The 14334-nt window shown below is 69.9% G+C and carries 13 protein-coding genes; 2 read left to right on the top strand and 11 right to left on the bottom strand.

Going from position 1 to position 14334, the window contains the following annotated elements; translation table 11 throughout:
* Positions 1 to 25: 25 nt before the first annotated feature.
* The 5 genes from ACF8ME_RS07445 to ACF8ME_RS07425 all read right to left on the bottom strand — a co-directional run bounded on the left by ACF8ME_RS07445 (position 26) and on the right by ACF8ME_RS07425 (position 5206).
* On the bottom strand, positions 26 to 1237 hold the full coding sequence (locus ACF8ME_RS07445; protein ID WP_392415899.1) for an MFS transporter: 1212 nt from the start codon (positions 1235 to 1237) through the stop codon (positions 26 to 28).
* A gap of 11 nt (positions 1238 to 1248) precedes the next feature.
* Complete coding sequence (locus tag ACF8ME_RS07440) at positions 1249 to 1596, bottom strand: DMT family protein (RefSeq protein WP_392415897.1); 348 nt, start codon at positions 1594 to 1596, stop codon at positions 1249 to 1251.
* Positions 1597 to 1692: 96 nt separating this feature from the next.
* Positions 1693 to 2361: a hypothetical protein gene (locus tag ACF8ME_RS07435; protein WP_392415895.1), complete on the bottom strand. Its 669-nt coding sequence runs from the start codon at positions 2359 to 2361 to the stop codon at positions 1693 to 1695.
* Between the two features lie 173 nt (positions 2362 to 2534).
* Positions 2535 to 3869, bottom strand: coding sequence for a sigma-54-dependent transcriptional regulator (locus tag ACF8ME_RS07430; RefSeq protein WP_392415893.1), 1335 nt, complete (start codon positions 3867 to 3869; stop codon positions 2535 to 2537).
* Positions 3854 to 5206 (bottom strand): sensor histidine kinase, encoded by a 1353-nt coding sequence (locus ACF8ME_RS07425; RefSeq protein WP_392415891.1) that lies wholly within the window; start codon positions 5204 to 5206, stop codon positions 3854 to 3856. The genes ACF8ME_RS07430 and ACF8ME_RS07425 overlap by 16 nt, the downstream gene beginning before the upstream one ends.
* Positions 5207 to 5574: 368 nt before the next feature.
* Here ACF8ME_RS07425 and ACF8ME_RS07420 point away from each other — a divergent pair, with 368 nt between their 5' ends.
* Positions 5575 to 6129 (top strand): hypothetical protein, encoded by a 555-nt coding sequence (locus tag ACF8ME_RS07420; RefSeq protein WP_043792335.1) that lies wholly within the window; start codon positions 5575 to 5577, stop codon positions 6127 to 6129.
* A gap of 15 nt (positions 6130 to 6144) precedes the next feature.
* A complete protein-coding gene (locus ACF8ME_RS07415) occupies positions 6145 to 7587 on the top strand; it encodes an EAL domain-containing protein (protein ID WP_392415889.1) in 1443 nt (480 codons plus the stop codon).
* Positions 7588 to 7639: 52 nt separating this feature from the next.
* Here ACF8ME_RS07415 and ACF8ME_RS07410 read toward each other — a convergent pair whose 3' ends face one another.
* From ACF8ME_RS07410 to ACF8ME_RS07385, 6 genes are all read right to left on the bottom strand, one after another.
* Positions 7640 to 8914, bottom strand: a complete 1275-nt coding sequence (locus tag ACF8ME_RS07410) for a glycosyltransferase (RefSeq protein WP_392415888.1) — start codon at positions 8912 to 8914, stop codon at positions 7640 to 7642.
* 34 nt (positions 8915 to 8948) lie between these two features.
* A complete protein-coding gene (locus ACF8ME_RS07405) occupies positions 8949 to 10343 on the bottom strand; it encodes a sigma 54-interacting transcriptional regulator (RefSeq protein ID WP_016450343.1) in 1395 nt (464 codons plus the stop codon).
* 47 nt (positions 10344 to 10390) lie between these two features.
* Positions 10391 to 12655 carry a TadG family pilus assembly protein gene (locus ACF8ME_RS07400; RefSeq protein WP_338497664.1) on the bottom strand — a complete coding sequence of 755 codons (2265 nt, stop codon included), beginning with the start codon at positions 12653 to 12655 and terminating at the stop codon, positions 10391 to 10393.
* 17 nt (positions 12656 to 12672) lie between these two features.
* Positions 12673 to 13191: a TadE/TadG family type IV pilus assembly protein gene (locus ACF8ME_RS07395; protein ID WP_235434556.1), complete on the bottom strand. Its 519-nt coding sequence runs from the start codon at positions 13189 to 13191 to the stop codon at positions 12673 to 12675.
* Positions 13192 to 13331: 140 nt separating this feature from the next.
* Positions 13332 to 13847, bottom strand: a complete 516-nt coding sequence (locus ACF8ME_RS07390; RefSeq protein WP_026062699.1) for a TadE/TadG family type IV pilus assembly protein — start codon at positions 13845 to 13847, stop codon at positions 13332 to 13334.
* 32 nt (positions 13848 to 13879) lie between these two features.
* A complete protein-coding gene (locus ACF8ME_RS07385) occupies positions 13880 to 14329 on the bottom strand; it encodes a DUF3613 domain-containing protein (protein ID WP_392415886.1) in 450 nt (149 codons plus the stop codon).
* Positions 14330 to 14334 lie beyond the last annotated feature (5 nt).

The raw sequence follows: 14334 nt of genomic DNA, 5'->3' as shown, positions 1-14334 counted from the left end.
AAAGTGAGCCGTGCCCTGCCGGTCCTCAGGCCTTGGGCTGGAGACGGGCCGCCCGGTGTTCGGACGGTGCGCCGAACCAGCACAGCGCCAGCGCCAGCACCGCGATGCCGCCCAGCGAAAGAAAGGCCGCATCAAAGCCGAAGCGCTGCGCGATCCAGCCCGCCAGTGCCGGGCTGGCGGCCGCGCCCAGGCCCTGCAGCGTCATCACGGCGCCCAGGCCTGCGTTGACGTGGCCGGTGCCGCGCAGCGTCTGCGCGACCAGGCCCGGCAGGGCAACGCCCAGCAGCCCGGCGCCCACGCCGTCTAGCACCTGCACGGGGATCAGCGCCCAGTCGGAGTCCCAGGTGGCGGCGACCAGGCCGCGCAGCGGCAGCGACAGCAGGGCCGCCTTGACCAGCAGCCAGTAGCCGCTGCGCTGGGCGTGGCGCCCGGCGAGCAGGGCCATGGGGATCATGACCAGTTGCGCCACGATGATGGTCAGCGCCGTGAAGCCGCTGGGGTTGGCATGGCCGCGCGCCACGGCGGCCTGGCCCAGCAGCGGCAGCATGGCGGCATTGCCCAGGTGGAACAGCAGCATGGCCACGGCCAGCACCCGCAGCGCCGGCGTGCCCGTGAGCACGTGCAGCAGGCCGGGTGCGCAAGGCCCGGCCTGCTCTGGGGGCGGCGTGCCTTGCGGGGTTTCATCCAGCCGCATCAGCGCCAGGCAGGCCAGCGAGGCGCAGCCCATCAGGGCCATGAGCACGAAGACGGAAGGCAGTCCCCAGCGCAGGCCCATGGCCCCCGCCAGTGCGGCCGTGGCCACGTTGCCGGCGTGGTTCCAGGCTTCGTTGATGCCCAGCTGCCGGGGCAGGTCCGCATGGCCGGTGATCTGCAGCGTGATGCCCAGCAGGCAGGGGGCGATCAAGGCCGCGACCACGCCGGTGATGACCTGCGATGCCGCCGTCACGGCCAGCGACGGTGCGATCCAGATGGCCAGGTTGCCCGCCAGCAGCAGGGCGATGGCCGCTGCCAGCAGCCTGCGCTTGCGGCGCGAGGCATCGACGAGCGCGCCCAGCGGCGTGGTGGCCAGCATGCCCGTGATGCCGCCCAGGGCCATGACGTAGCCGATGTCGTCCAGCCGCCAGCCCTGGGCGAGCAGGAAGACGCCCAGGAAGGGGCCCAGGCCGTCGCGCACATCGGCCAGGAAGAAGTTGAGCCCGGGCAGCCAGCGCCGCGCATGGTGGTGTGTGCGGTGCATGGCGGCTTCCTTTAGCGCAAGGGGCCCTTGAACACGAAGAAGGCGCCCAGGCAGATGAAGCCGAAGCCCACCAGGTGGTTGAGGGTGAGCTTCTCGCCCAGGTAGAGCACGGAGAAAACGGCGAAGACCACCAGCGTGATCACCTCCTGGATGGTCTTGAGCTCGGCCGCGCTGTAGACCTCATGGCCGAGCCGGTTGGCAGGCACGGCAAAGCAGTACTCGGCCAGCGCGATCAGCCAGCTCACCAGGATGACGAGGTACAGCGGCCGGTTCTCGAACTTCAGGTGCCCGTACCAGGCGAAGGTCATGAAGACGTTGGAGATCAGCAGCAGCAGGACGGGGGCGAACTTGGGGGACATGGCGGGCTCGGTGAAAGCGGGAGAGCAGGGCAGCAGGGAAGCAGGAAACCAGGAAGGGGCAGGAACCCGCCCGGCCCCGGGGACCGGGCGGTGGCGTCAGCGCGCGCGGTCGTACAGCGGCTGCAGGTCCGACAGGCTGGCACCCATGCTGGTGGCCTCCAGCGAGGTGCCGTGCGCGTTGCGCGTGCCCAGGCCCGAGGCGGCAAACAGCTGCCCCGGCTGCAGCGGCTGCTGCAGCGCATGGGGGGCAAAGCGCACGATGGCGCCGTCGGACAGGATGACGCCGTTGGCATCGCCGCGCGGGCCGGTGAGAACGGCCTCGATGCGGCCCTGGGCCTGCTGCGTCTGCAGTCCGGCCATGCGCAGGTGCGGGGGCATGGGGCGGGCGCGGCCGGGCTCCGGTGGCTGGTCATACACGGTCTGGCCGGTGGCGGTGTTCACGATGGCGTCGGCCTTGACCGCACCACCGGCTTCGCTGCGGCCGATGATGCGCACCGTGTCGCCCACCTTCACGGCGGTCGTCAGCGCATCGGCCATGTGGGGCGGGAACCGGACCACCGTGCCGTCGGTCAGGCGCAGCCCGTCCACTTCCCCGTAAGGGTTGGTGAGCAGCCGGGCGACTGGGCTCTCGAGCACGGCCTGCGCGTGCGGCATGGCCGCGTGGGGTGCGCCAGGGCAGTGGGCAGGCAGGGGCGGGGCGGCATGCGCGTTCAGTGCGCTGGCACCCAGCCACAGGGCGGCGGAAGAAAGGGTGAGACGGGTCATGATGGCTCCTGGGTTGGCGATGGACATGCACAGTCCAACGCAAGCGCCATGCCATCCGGAAATCTCATGAAATCAAGGGCTTGCGGTCGCTGATGCGGGCCATGTGTCCGAGATGGCGACAGGGGGTGTCACCCATCCGGACACCGCAGGCGGCGCCTGTGCCCGCTGCTGCCTCAACCCAGGCCGAACTCCGCGAGCTTGCGGTACAACTGCTGGCGCGACAGGCCCAGGCGGCGTGCGGCCTCGGCACGGTTGCCCATGGTTGCGGCCAGGGCGCGCGTGACCATTTCACGTTCCAGCTGGGCGACGGCGGGGGCCAGCGGCCCGTTCCAGTCGATGGCGGGGCCGTTCGCCGCCGCAGGCTGCAGGCCGATGTGCTCGGGCCCGATGACCGGCCCGGGGCACAGCAGGGCCGCGCGCTCCATGGCGTTGCGCAGCTCGCGCACGTTGCCGGGCCAGTCGTGCGCCAGCAGCAGGCGCGCGGCGTCGGACCCCAGGCGCTTGGGCGAGGTGCCGCCGCCTTGGCGCAGGAAATGCTCGGCCAGCAGCAGCACGTCGCCCAGGCGCTCGCGCAGCGGCGGCAGGTGCACGGGCACGACCTGGAGCCGGTACCAGAGATCCTCGCGAAAGCGCCCCTGCCTGACGGCGTCCGGCAGGTCGCGGTGCGTGGCCGCGATGATGCGCACGTTCACGGGCAGCGCCCGGCTGGCGCCCACGGGCGTGATCTCGCGCTCCTGCAGCGCCCGGAGGATCTTGGCCTGCGTGGGCAGCGGCATGTCGCCCACTTCATCGAGGAACAGCGTGCCGCCCTGCGCCTCGCGAAAGCGCCCTGCGCGGTCGCTGACGGCGCCCGTGAAGGCGCCCTTCACATGGCCGAAGAGTTCGCTTTCCATCAGGTCTGCCGGAATGGCGGCGCAGTTGACGGCCACGAAGGGGCGTTCCGCCCGGGCGCTGTTGCGGTGCAGGGCGCGTGCCACCAGTTCCTTGCCCGTGCCGGTCTCGCCCAGCACCAGCACGGTGGCGTCGCTGTCCGCCGCCAGGCCGATGCGCTTGAAGACCTGCCGCATGGCCTCGCTGCCGCTGACCAGTTCACCATCGTCATGCATCTGCGGCTGGCCGGCTTGGCCGTCCCCGCAGTCCTGGGCCGGCCCTGCGCCTTGCAGCGCGCGGTCCAGGGCCTCAACCAGGGCGGTGCGGGCGATGGGTTTGGTCAGGTGGTCGAAGGCGCCCAGGCGCATGGCCTCGATGGTGTTGCCGCCGCTGGCGTAGGCCGTGAGCATGATGCAGGGCGCCCGCGAGAGGCCGCGGGCCTTGCGCAGGAAGGCCAGGCCGTCCTCGCCCGGCATGCGCAGGTCCACGATGGCCGCATCCACGGACCCGGCCTGCAGGATCTGCAGCCCCGCCGCCACGGTCGGGGCCTGGCTGACCCCATGGCCCAGGTCGCCCAGCATCTCGGCCAGGCTTTCACGGAAGGCCGTGTCGTCGTCCACGATCAGGATGCGGGCCATGGAAATTCCATTTCTATGCGGGTGCCTTGTGCAGTCTTGCCTTGTGCAGTCTTGGCCAGGGCGATCCGGCCGCCGTGGGCCTGGACGATTTCGCGCACCAGCGCCAATCCCAGCCCGGTGCCGCCGGGGCGTGCGGTGGTGAAGGGCTCGAACAGCGTGTCGCGCAGTTCGGCCGCGATGCCGGTGCCGTCATCGGCAATCCACAGCCGCAGGCAGCCTTTGGCGTCCCGGTCCGCGCCCAGTTCCACCCGGCCGCCGTCCGCCGTGTGCGCCAGGGCGTTGAGCAGCAGATTGTCCAGCGCGCGGGCCATCTGTGCGGGGTCCAGCAGCGGGCGGCGCCCTTCCTGCAGGTCCCGGGCAAGGCCGGTGGACACCGCCGTTGCCAGCTGCACGCCGCTGGCCTGGGCCATTTCTGCATGGGCCTGGAGCCTTTCGTCCAGCAGCTGCTGCAGGTCCACGGGCTCCGGGTGCACGCGGAAGGGCTGGGTCAAGGCCAGCAGGCTCGATACCAGGTCTTCCAGGCGCGCGGTCTGTGCCAGCACGGCCTCCAGGGCGCCCTGGCTGCGGGCCTGCCGCAGTGGCTCGGGCGCGGCCAGGGCGTTCTCGGCCTTCATGCGCATGGTGCCCAGCGGGTTGCGGATCTCGTGCGCCAGGCCGGCCGACAGCCGGCCCAGGGTGGCCAGCCGTTCGGCGCCGAGCAGTTGTTGCTCCATCTGTGCCGACTGCCGCTGCCAGCGCCGCAGCATTCTGCCCAGCCACAGGCCCGAGACCAGGACCATGCCCAGCAGCAGGCTGACGGCAAGGATGAGGGGGTTGACCACGTCGGCGCTGATCAGGGGGACGCGCATCAGCGTCCAGGCCACCAGGGCGGGCGCATCGGCCTGGGCCGGGCAGGCGGCAAAGACCACCGCCTCGCGCAGGCCGGGGCGCAGGTCGGTCACCAGCCCGGCGCTGTCCCGTGCGCGCTGGGCGGTGGAGGCGATGCGCTCCATCTCCGCACTGGGCGCATCGCGCTTGATGCCGGAGCCGTCATAGGTGGGAAACGCATAGGCCACCACGCCGGGGCCCTCGCGCCAGAAGCCGCCCTCCATGCCGGGGCGCTCGCGCAGCGCCAGGTCCAGCACGGCCTGCGCGGCGGACCGGGCCTGGGCAGATGGCGTGTCTGCCGTCAGCCCCGCCAGCCCCATGCGCGCGGCCCCGGCCTGCAGCGCGCTGCAGCTGACGCCTGCGGCGTCGCGGGCGCGGGCAATCTGCGGTTCGGTGCCCTGCCGGGTCAACAGCAACAGCAGCCACGCCAGCACCAGGGCGACGGCCGAGATGGTGAGCCAGAGGACCACCAGATCCCGTTGGATGGACTTTTGCGGGGACAGGGCCGGCTCCTGAAGTGATGCGCTGGAACATACACCGAAAGGGGGGCCGCGCCTGGCAGCCAGGGCAGCGTCGTCCTGCGCGGCCGCCGTGAAAGTAACGCCGTGGCGTGCCGGCGTTACGTGACATCGCACGTAACGCCGCAGGGTGACACGGTGGTGGTTGTGCTTGGGTGCCCAAATAAATCAATAGGTTACAGATGGCTTTGCGTTGGATGAAGACGTCCAGGCCCATGGCACGCTTGTTGCAACAGGATGCAAAAAGCTTGTCGCAGTGTCTGGAAAACCGTGTGCTGCGCCGGCCGCCCCATTGATCGCTGTCTTTCGGAGGAGAAACCATGGCCGCTGTCTCGTTGTCGTTTGCAGGCATGCCCCTGCCGCGACTGCGCGCCTACCCGGAAAGGGCGCGCAGCAAGCCGTTGAACGTGCCCGCGTCGTTTGCGTCTGCCGCCGTGCCGCGCACCGCTGCGCGCGAGGCGGGCGACGGAAGCCCCCATGCGCAGGTGGCGCAGGCGGCGCCGGTGGCGCTGCTCACGCGGGTGAGCGAGGGCGTGCGCATCGTGCGGCGCAGCGATGTGATCGTGGCGCAGGCCGGCGCCTTGCTGCAGCAGGGCGACCGGGTCATCGTGCCGCAGCAGGGCAGCGCGCAGGCGGTGTTCCAGGAGCAGGACGGGCAGGCGCTGCTGGGCAGCTTTGCTGGCGGAACGGATGCCACGCTGGCGTATTTCAGCCGCAAGGCGGATGCCTGCTCGGTGGTCTTTGACCTGGTGGCCGGCCATGTGGACCTGGCGCTGTCGGCCGTGGATGCCGGCATGCTCGGCGGCGGGCCGGCCGGCCGGGGGCGCAGGGCGATCGGATTTCACTGCTATTCACAACCCATTGCAGGCCGTTGAACGAAGGCGCTCACCATGCACGACATCATCGAAACCTCGCACAGCGACATGCCCCTGGATCTGGCCATCTGGCTGCCGCCCCTGCAGGCCTGGCGCAGCGTCTATGGCAACGGTTTCTGCGACGAGGCCATGCAGGCCTGCATGGACCGGCTCAAGGGCCTGGGCATCGATGCCCAATCGCTGGAGCGCGCGGGCGATACGCTGCTGGTTCGCGGGTTCGACCCCCGCACGCTGGCCGACACGGTGCTGCCCGGCCATCATGCCCGGCATGGCTGGATGCATGCGCTGGAGTCCGCCCTGGTGAGCGAGCCCGTGGTGCACGGCTCGCGCCAGGCCTATCTGCGGGCCGAGGTGCAGGCTCTGGGCTGCGTCTCCTTCGCGGGGCTGCACGAGATACGCGGCAAGGGCCACGCCACGGCGGGCGGCCAGGACATGGCGGTGCGCAGAATGCCCGCCAGGCTCATCAAGGGCTACCAGGCCGACATGCAGCTGGCGGGCCGCCTGCTGGACGATCTGCGGCTGGGCCATCTGGCGCTGGCATTCCAGCCCGTGACGCTGCTGGAGCCCGGGGGCATGGCAGGGGGAGGCAGTGGGACCGGCACGGGCCGCACGCTCTACCACGAGTGCCTGCTGCGCCGCAGCGTGTTCTCTGCCTACGACAACTATGCCGTGCCCCATGCCATCGAGGCGCTGGAGCGGCTGGGCCTGGCCGCGCGGCTGGACCGCAGCGTGCTGTGGTCGGTGATAGGGGCGCTGGAGATGAAGACCGGCCACAGCCTGGGCTGCAATCTGTCGGCCGCCTCGTTCTGCGACGAGGCCTGGTGGGAAGGCGTGTTCGACTATCTGGAGGAGCGGCCCGAGATCGCCCAGCGCCTGGTGCTGGAGATCACCGAGACCAGTGTCTTCCCCTGCGAGAAGGCCGCGCTGGGCCTGGTGCGGCACCTGCAGATCCTGGGCGTGCGCGTGGCGCTGGACGATATCGTTCCCCGGCGCGGCGGCCTGGACATCCTGGGCAAGCTGCGCGCCAACATCGTCAAGATCGACAAGTCCGTGCTGGACCAGAGCCTGCAGGCCCGGCCGTCGGCCCGGATGCTGCAGGGCCTGATCAGCCTGTGCGCCGACCGCGGCGCCTGCGTGATCGTGGAAGGCGTGGAGTCCGCCCAGGGCATGGAGGCCGTGGCGCTTGCGGGGGCGCATGGCGTGCAGGGGTTTTTCATAGCCCGGCCATCGCTGCATGGGCTGCTCGACCAGGTGGTGTGCGTGGCCGATGTGCTGGAGGTGCTGCAGGCGTCCGAGGCGCAGGAGGGCGACGCGCTGGACATGGCACTGAGCATGGCCCTGAGCTGGAGTGGCATGGACCGCGTGACGGCTCTTTCGGCTGCCGACGGCGGGACTGGCGGGGCCGTCGGCACTGTCGGGGCTGTCGGGGCCCCTGCATCGGCGCTGTCCGCCGCCTAGGCGCGCAAGGGCCCGCACCTGAACGCAGGCCGAGCCCGGCCCGCGCTGCACCTTACTCCAGCATCAGCGGGCTCGCCCTGCGCCGCGCCATGGCCAGGCGGAACAGGTCCATGAAGCGCGGTGCCACGTTGGAGATGTGAAAGCGCTTGCCCGTCTCGCGCGCGGCCCGGCTGTAGCGCTGGCGCCGGGCCGGGTCGTCGCGCAGCTGGCGGATGGCGCCGATCCAGGCGTCGTCGCTGTCGGGCAGCAGCAGGCCGTTGACATCGTTTTGCACCAGCTCCGGCACAAAGCCCCAGTTCGATCCGATCACGCAGCCGCCGCGCGCCAGGATCTCCATCAATCCCCAGTTGGCCACGCCGTAGCGCAACGGGTAGAGGAACAGGTCCACCGAGGCCAGGGTGCGCGCGAACTCGTCGTACGGCAGCTTGCCCGGGAACTCCACCACCTGTGCGGCCGGGTGGATCTGCAGCAGATGGTCGCGGAAACTGGCCACCTTGCCCTGGTAGCGGCGCTCCACCCATTGCTGTTCGTAACCATAGGTCACGGCCGTGGGGTCGCCCAGGGCGATGAAGCGCATCTGCTGGCCATCGCCCTCGCGCACCAGGCGGTCGACCAGGCGCATGAAGGTCTCGAAGCCCTTGGAGCTGGACAGGTCGCGCGATGAGAAGGCCACGGTGAAGCGCGTGTCCTGGCGCGGCGGCGGCTCGGCCTGCTCGTCGGGCGCCTGGATGTCGAAGCCCTCGAACTGCACGGCCACGCGCTCCTGCAGCAGCGGCGGGAACAGCGAGCGCGCATGGGCGCTGGGCGCGATGGTCAGGTCGCTGCACAGCACCTGGTGGTAGTGCAGCATTTCCATGTTGCGGTCGGCCAGGCGCTGGGACAGGTCGGGCGGGTAGTCGGGCTCGTTGCCGTGCACGCGGTAGCTGGGGAATTCGATGTAGCTGACGATGGCGGCATCGATCTCGCCGTACAGCAGGTTGGGCGCGGCCCACAGCGAGTGGGCGACCACCACGTCGATGCGCTTGCCCTTTTCCTTCTCGAAGGCCTGCAGGCCCTGCAGCAGGCCGCGGCCTATGCGCGCCGAGCGCTCCACCTTGCTGGAGTAGTAGTAGCTTTGCGGGCCGACGATGTCGCCATCGGGCCGGAACGACAGCAGGTGGTCGCACTGGCTGGCGTAGTTCTCGGCATGGCCGGGCATGGTCATGAACCAGCTGTCGGCCGCGCCGCTGGCGCGAAGGTGGCTGCACAGCAGGCTGTACTGGCTGGGGTAGACGGCGCTGACGAAGATGATGACCGGCTTGTCCTGCATGTTCGTGGAGGTCTCCATGGCGTGGGGGGATGGGATGTGTCGGAGGGCGTGCTCAGCCCGGCACGGGCACTTCGGGCTCGCCGTCGCTGATCTGGTACTTGCGCATCTTTTCCCAGAGCACCTTGCGGCTGATGCCCAGGTGCTGGGCCGTGTTCTGGCGCTTCCAGTCGTTGGTGTTGAGCGCCGCGATGATGCGGTTGCGCTCGTCCATGTCCCAGTTGCTGCGGTCGGCCAGCAGGGGCTCGGCGGCGCCCGCGTCCGGCGGGAAGGTGGTGGCCGACAGGGCCTGGGCGTGCTGCAGGATGCGCTGCGTGGCGCCGTCGGCGTTCCAGTCGCGCGTCTGGCGGGCGGCCACGCCGATGCGCTCGGCCAGGTTGCGCAGCTCGCGCACATTGCCGGGGAAGTACATCTGGGCCACGGCGTCGAGGATGAAGAAGGGCGGCTCGCCCAGCTCCTTCATCGTGGCCTCGCCCACTACCTTGTGCAGGATGGCGTGGAAGATGGCCAGCTTGTCGGCCTCGCCGCGCTCCTCCAGGCTGGGGATCTGCAGCTCGATCACGGCCAGGCGGAAGAACAGGTCGGCCCGGAAGCGTCCCTCGCGCACCAGCCCGCGCAGCGGCTTGTTGGTGGCCGCCACCAGCCGGAAATCCAGCCGCACGGCGGCGGCCGACCCCAGCCGCGTGATGGCGCGCTCTTCCAGCACGCGCAGCAGCTTGACCTGCTGGTACAGCGGCAGGTCCGCGATCTCGTCCAGGAACAGCGTGCCGCCGTTGGCCTGCTCCAGATAGCCCTTGTGGGCATTGACCGCGCCCGTGAACGAGCCCTTGGCGTGGCCGAAGAACAGGGACTCGAACAGCCCGTCCGGGATGGCGCCGCAGTTGACCACCACGAAGGGGCCCTGGCCGTAGCGGTTGTTGCGCTCGTGCAGCCGCTCGGCAATGCGCTCCTTGCCCACGCCGGTCTCGCCGATGATGAGCACGCTGTGCTCGCAGTCGGCAAAGGTGTCCACGTCGCGCAGCAGGCGCTGCATGCAGTCGGCCACGGCGATGATGTCCTCCGAGCGCTGCACCTGGCGCTGGTTGCTCTGCATGCGCCGCAGGATGCGCACCAGCATGGCCCGCAGCTCGGCCCCCGTGAAGTCGAAGGGCAGCACATGCGAGTACTCCATGGCATAGGTGCCGGCGTTGGCGTCGCGCTGCTTGGCGCTGACCCACAGCACGGGCATGCCGAAGGTGCCCTCCACGCCCTGGCGCGTGAAGCGCGCGCCCTCCAGCACCGAGACGCTGACCACGGCGATCGCATTGCCCAGCTCGCTGGTGTCGGCGGGCAGGGTCAGCCCGTCGGCGCGCACCACGTCCACGCCCAGGTTGAGCACGCAGCGCTCCACCCGCTCGGCGATGTCGGCCTGGCCTTCCCAGACATAGATGACGAGCTCGTCCAGATTCACGTTGCATTCCCTCGTTGTCGATTCATGGATTGGATGGCCTGTGCAGTTCAAAAAACCAGTTGCGCCGTGTCGCAGCCGATGGACAGGGCCTTGATGTCGGTGCGGCCCACCTCCAGGCCCAGCGTGTCCTTGAGCACCGTGGTCAGCAGCCCGCCCACGCCGTTGAGGATGGGCTTGAGCACGCCCGTGATCAGCGGCTTGAGCAGGGTGCACAGGGCGCCGGTGCAGGTGAGGTTGTTGTCGCGGTTGAGCAGGGACTGGATCTCGGGGCTGTTGGCGTTGATCGCGTACAGGTACTGCGGGTGCGAGGTCAGCAGCTTGGTCACGTTGTGCTTGACGCAGCCGTTCCAGTTGAGCAGCGAGCTGAGCAGGCCCGCGCAGCTCTGGTAGCCGTTGTCGTAGGTGGAGATGCCCAGCACATCCAGCAGGCCGCCGGGCACGCTGGTGTAGGAGTTGAGGGCTGCCGAGAACGTGCCGCTGTTCCAGGTGGAGGACGGGCAGGCCACCAGCAGGCAGGACTTGGCGATGGCGTTGTTGAACGTGAAGTTGGAGGTGAGCAGCGGCGGCATGTAGTCCTTGTCGCTGGCCACGCCGCGCCCGTTGAGCAGCAGGTTGGTGAGGCTGGTCACGTTGTAGAGCCCGTTCACCATGGAGGCGTCCAGATAGGAGCCCAGCAGCCGCGTGGTGATGTCGGTGGGCGTGGTGCCCGGCGGCTGCAGCAGGCCGCTGAGCAGGTTGAGCAGGCCCGTGACGATGTTGTCGACCGTGTCGCCCAGCGCCAGCTGGTTCACCTGCGTGGAGCGGTTGGTCTTGGACCAGTTGGGGTCGGCCGGATCTTCGTAGCCCGGCTCCATGCCCAGGCCCGTGGTGGAGTCGGTGTACTCCAGGGCCGGCACCCACAGCTTGCCGGTCAGCACGGGCAGGTGCAGCAGGGTGATGAGCTGCTCGTCCTGCAGGCCCTTCTCGCAGCTTTGCTTGTTGGCCGGGTCCATCTTGCCCACGCAGGCGTTGAGGATGGAGGACTTGACCGACAGGTCCATGGTCTGCGGGCTGGCGCTGCACTGCAGCGCCGTCAGCGTGCCCGTGGCGTTGGTGATGTCCACGGCAATGGGCAGCTTGACCTGGGTGCCCAGGATGTCCTTGACCAGCCATTTGAGCGCGCCGCCCAGCAACTGGTCCGTGTCCACGTTCAGGTTCAGCCGGATCTGCGCGCTGTAGCCCTGCGTGCCGACGGGGCCCACGGCAATGGTGGGCGGCTGCACGATGGTCAGCTGGGCCTTGATGAGGCCGGCCACATCGAGCTGGTTGGCCTGCAGCGCATGGCCGTTGGCGCCGATGGCGATGGCGGTCTTGAGCACGTCGCCGATGCCCAGCTGCACGTCCATGGCCGCGTTCAGCGGATCGGTGCGGCCGGCGCCCAGGAAGGCGAACAGGCCCTTCTGGTCATCCAGGCTGCCCAGCGGGATCTTGATGGTGCTCAGGCCCGCGTTGATGATCTGGGTCTTGAGCGCGTTGAGCTGCACGGCCAGCGCGTTGTCGGTGATGGCGCTGATGGAGGCGTCGATCACGTTCAGCAGGGTGACGCTGGCGATGTTGGCCAGGCCCTCGGGCGACAGCGCGCGCAGCTGCTCTATGCCCAGGTTCACGCCCAGGGCCTTGAGCAGGCCGGCCGGGCTGATCTTGGCGTCGGCCAGGCCCTTGGAGTCCAGCAGGGTCAGCATGCCCACGTCCAGCCCCACCAGGCCCAGCAGCCCGCCCAGCGGCGTGTCCTTGTTGAAGCGCAGCAGCTGCGAGCCCACCTGGAAGGACGCCACCGAGTCGTTGCGCATGGCAATGGCCTCGGCCACCACGAGGCGGCTCCAGGTGCCGGGAAAGATGGTGGGCGAGGTGCCGCCCACCGTGACGCGCGCCGCGTTGAGCGGGCCGGAGGCGGCGTCGAAGAAGCGGCCGCCGCTGGACTGCCTGGCCGGGTCCGCCGGGTTCCAGTTGCCGCAGCTGACCAGGGTCTGGGCGCTGCTGCGGGTCAGGGGAACCGGCCAGTTGGCCGTGATGCTGTCCTCGCCCGCCGTCACGCAGGCGGCGCGGTTGCTGCGCTCGGCATTGATGGTCTGGGCGGCCTGGGTGGCTGCCAGATCGGCAATGCGCTGCAGGTCGCGCTTGGCGTAGTACATGTAGCCCAGGTCCACGATGCCGAGCAGCAGGAACAGCACCGAGCCCAGCAGGGCGAACTGCACCAGCAGGCTGCCGCCTTGCCGGCGCCCTTGCCGGCGCGTTCTGGGGCGTCGTACGGATGCGGGGAGGTGGGTGAGCATGCTCTGGTCCTCCTGTCTTAGCTGCCGGGGGCGAGCCTGATCAGGCTGCGGGCCTCCAGGCGCGTGGGTTCGCCCAGGGTCTGGCTGCCCACCTGCAGGCCCTGGCCCAGCACGGGGGGAAGCATGTACACCACGCTCAGCGTGGCCTGGGAACTGGTCCAGTCGATCTGCACCTGGGTGGGCGCCGTGCCGGGCGGAATGCCGCTGGCCGTCAGGCTCTGGTTCACCACGTCGGTGGTGGCCTGCAGGATGCTGGCGCGCTCGGCCGGCTTGGCCGGATTGAAGCCAGCCATCCCGCCGAAGGCCAGATGCTGGACCATGCGCGCGCCGTCGCCCGTGGCGCGCGCCACCGACTGCTGGGCCTGCAGCACGCGCCAGTACACGAACATGCCCATCAGCAGCATCACCATCACCCCGGCGATCAACGCGAACTCCACCGCCGCCACGCCGCGCTGCCGCCTGCGCAGCCCTGCCGCGAAGGTATCGCCGGTGTCCTGCATGAACTCGGCCGATGCAGCAGGGCGTGCCCCACGCACGGCATGCCCCAACCCAGGGACACCGAGGAAGGGCCTAAGCCGGCCGCGCCGCCCCGCCCCGAGGGTGTCGCCGGTTGCCCGGATGCCCCCCTCCCGCGAAGCGAGAGAGGGGGAAGGCGCGAAGCGACTCAGGGGGAGCTTCATAGCCCCCCCCTGTCCACCATGATGCTGGCGCTGGCGGTCAGCGTCGTCGGCATGACCAGGCCGAAGCCCGGCAGGGCGGGTGCTATCGGGCTGGTTCCATAAGGGATGGTGAAGCCCACGCGCACCATGCAGCGTTCGGCCACCAGCACGCCGCAGGTCAGCGTGGCCGAGCACAGCTCGCTGTTTTGCAGCCTGCAGATGCGCACGTCGATGCTGCCTGCCGTGGGCCTCAGGTCGGCCGGCAGCCAGTCCAGCCGCTGCTGCACCAGGCTGCGGGCTGCGTCCAGGCGGGCGCTGCGGCTGGTCTGGTAGCGCAGCGTGGCCCGCGCGGCGTCCTCGGCGGCGGCCTGCATGGATTCGCGCACCAGGAACGCCAGCCCGTAGCTGATGCAGGCGTACAGCAGGGCGAAGAACACCGGGAAGATGATGGCCCACTCCAGCGCGTACACCCCCCGCTGCCGCAGGCTGGCAGGCCGGTGGGGGTGGTGAGCGCGGAGTGGGCGCCGGATCATGGTCGTTCCTCAAGCTGCTGGCCGGGGCGGGCTCAGTTCTTGCCGCCGGCTTCGACGCCGGTCTTGTACAGGGCGGGGATTTCCGTCTCGAAGCTCTTGAGGTAGCGCGCATAGCTGCGCCGCGCCTGCTCGCCGTCGATGGGGCGGGCACGCTGGCCCGGCTGGCTGTGCTGCATTCCCAGCAGCCGCAGGGTGCCGCCGCCGATGTCGATCTCGCGCCGGGGCACGTACATCACGGTTCCATCGGGGTTGGTGTAGAGCGTGTAGCCGGCCAGGATGGAGTCGGTGGAGGGCTCGGCGGACACATGGGGCCGTGCATCCACCTGCTCGGGCGGGCTCTGCACTTCGCCAAAGGCCTGGGCGTGTGCCGGGGCCGTATGGGTCAGGGCCAGTGTCAGGGCCAGGCCGGCAGCCGGCAGCCAGGGCGCCAGCGCTGCGGCGGCTGCGCGGCGGGGCAAATGCATGCGGTGTGTGTCTGGCATGTCGT

The organism is Delftia sp. WSY_7 (genome assembly GCF_043104845.1).
GTDB classification, from domain to species: Bacteria; Pseudomonadota; Gammaproteobacteria; order Burkholderiales; family Burkholderiaceae_C; genus Comamonas; species Comamonas tsuruhatensis.
This window is presented reverse-complemented; position numbering and strand designations above follow the sequence as displayed.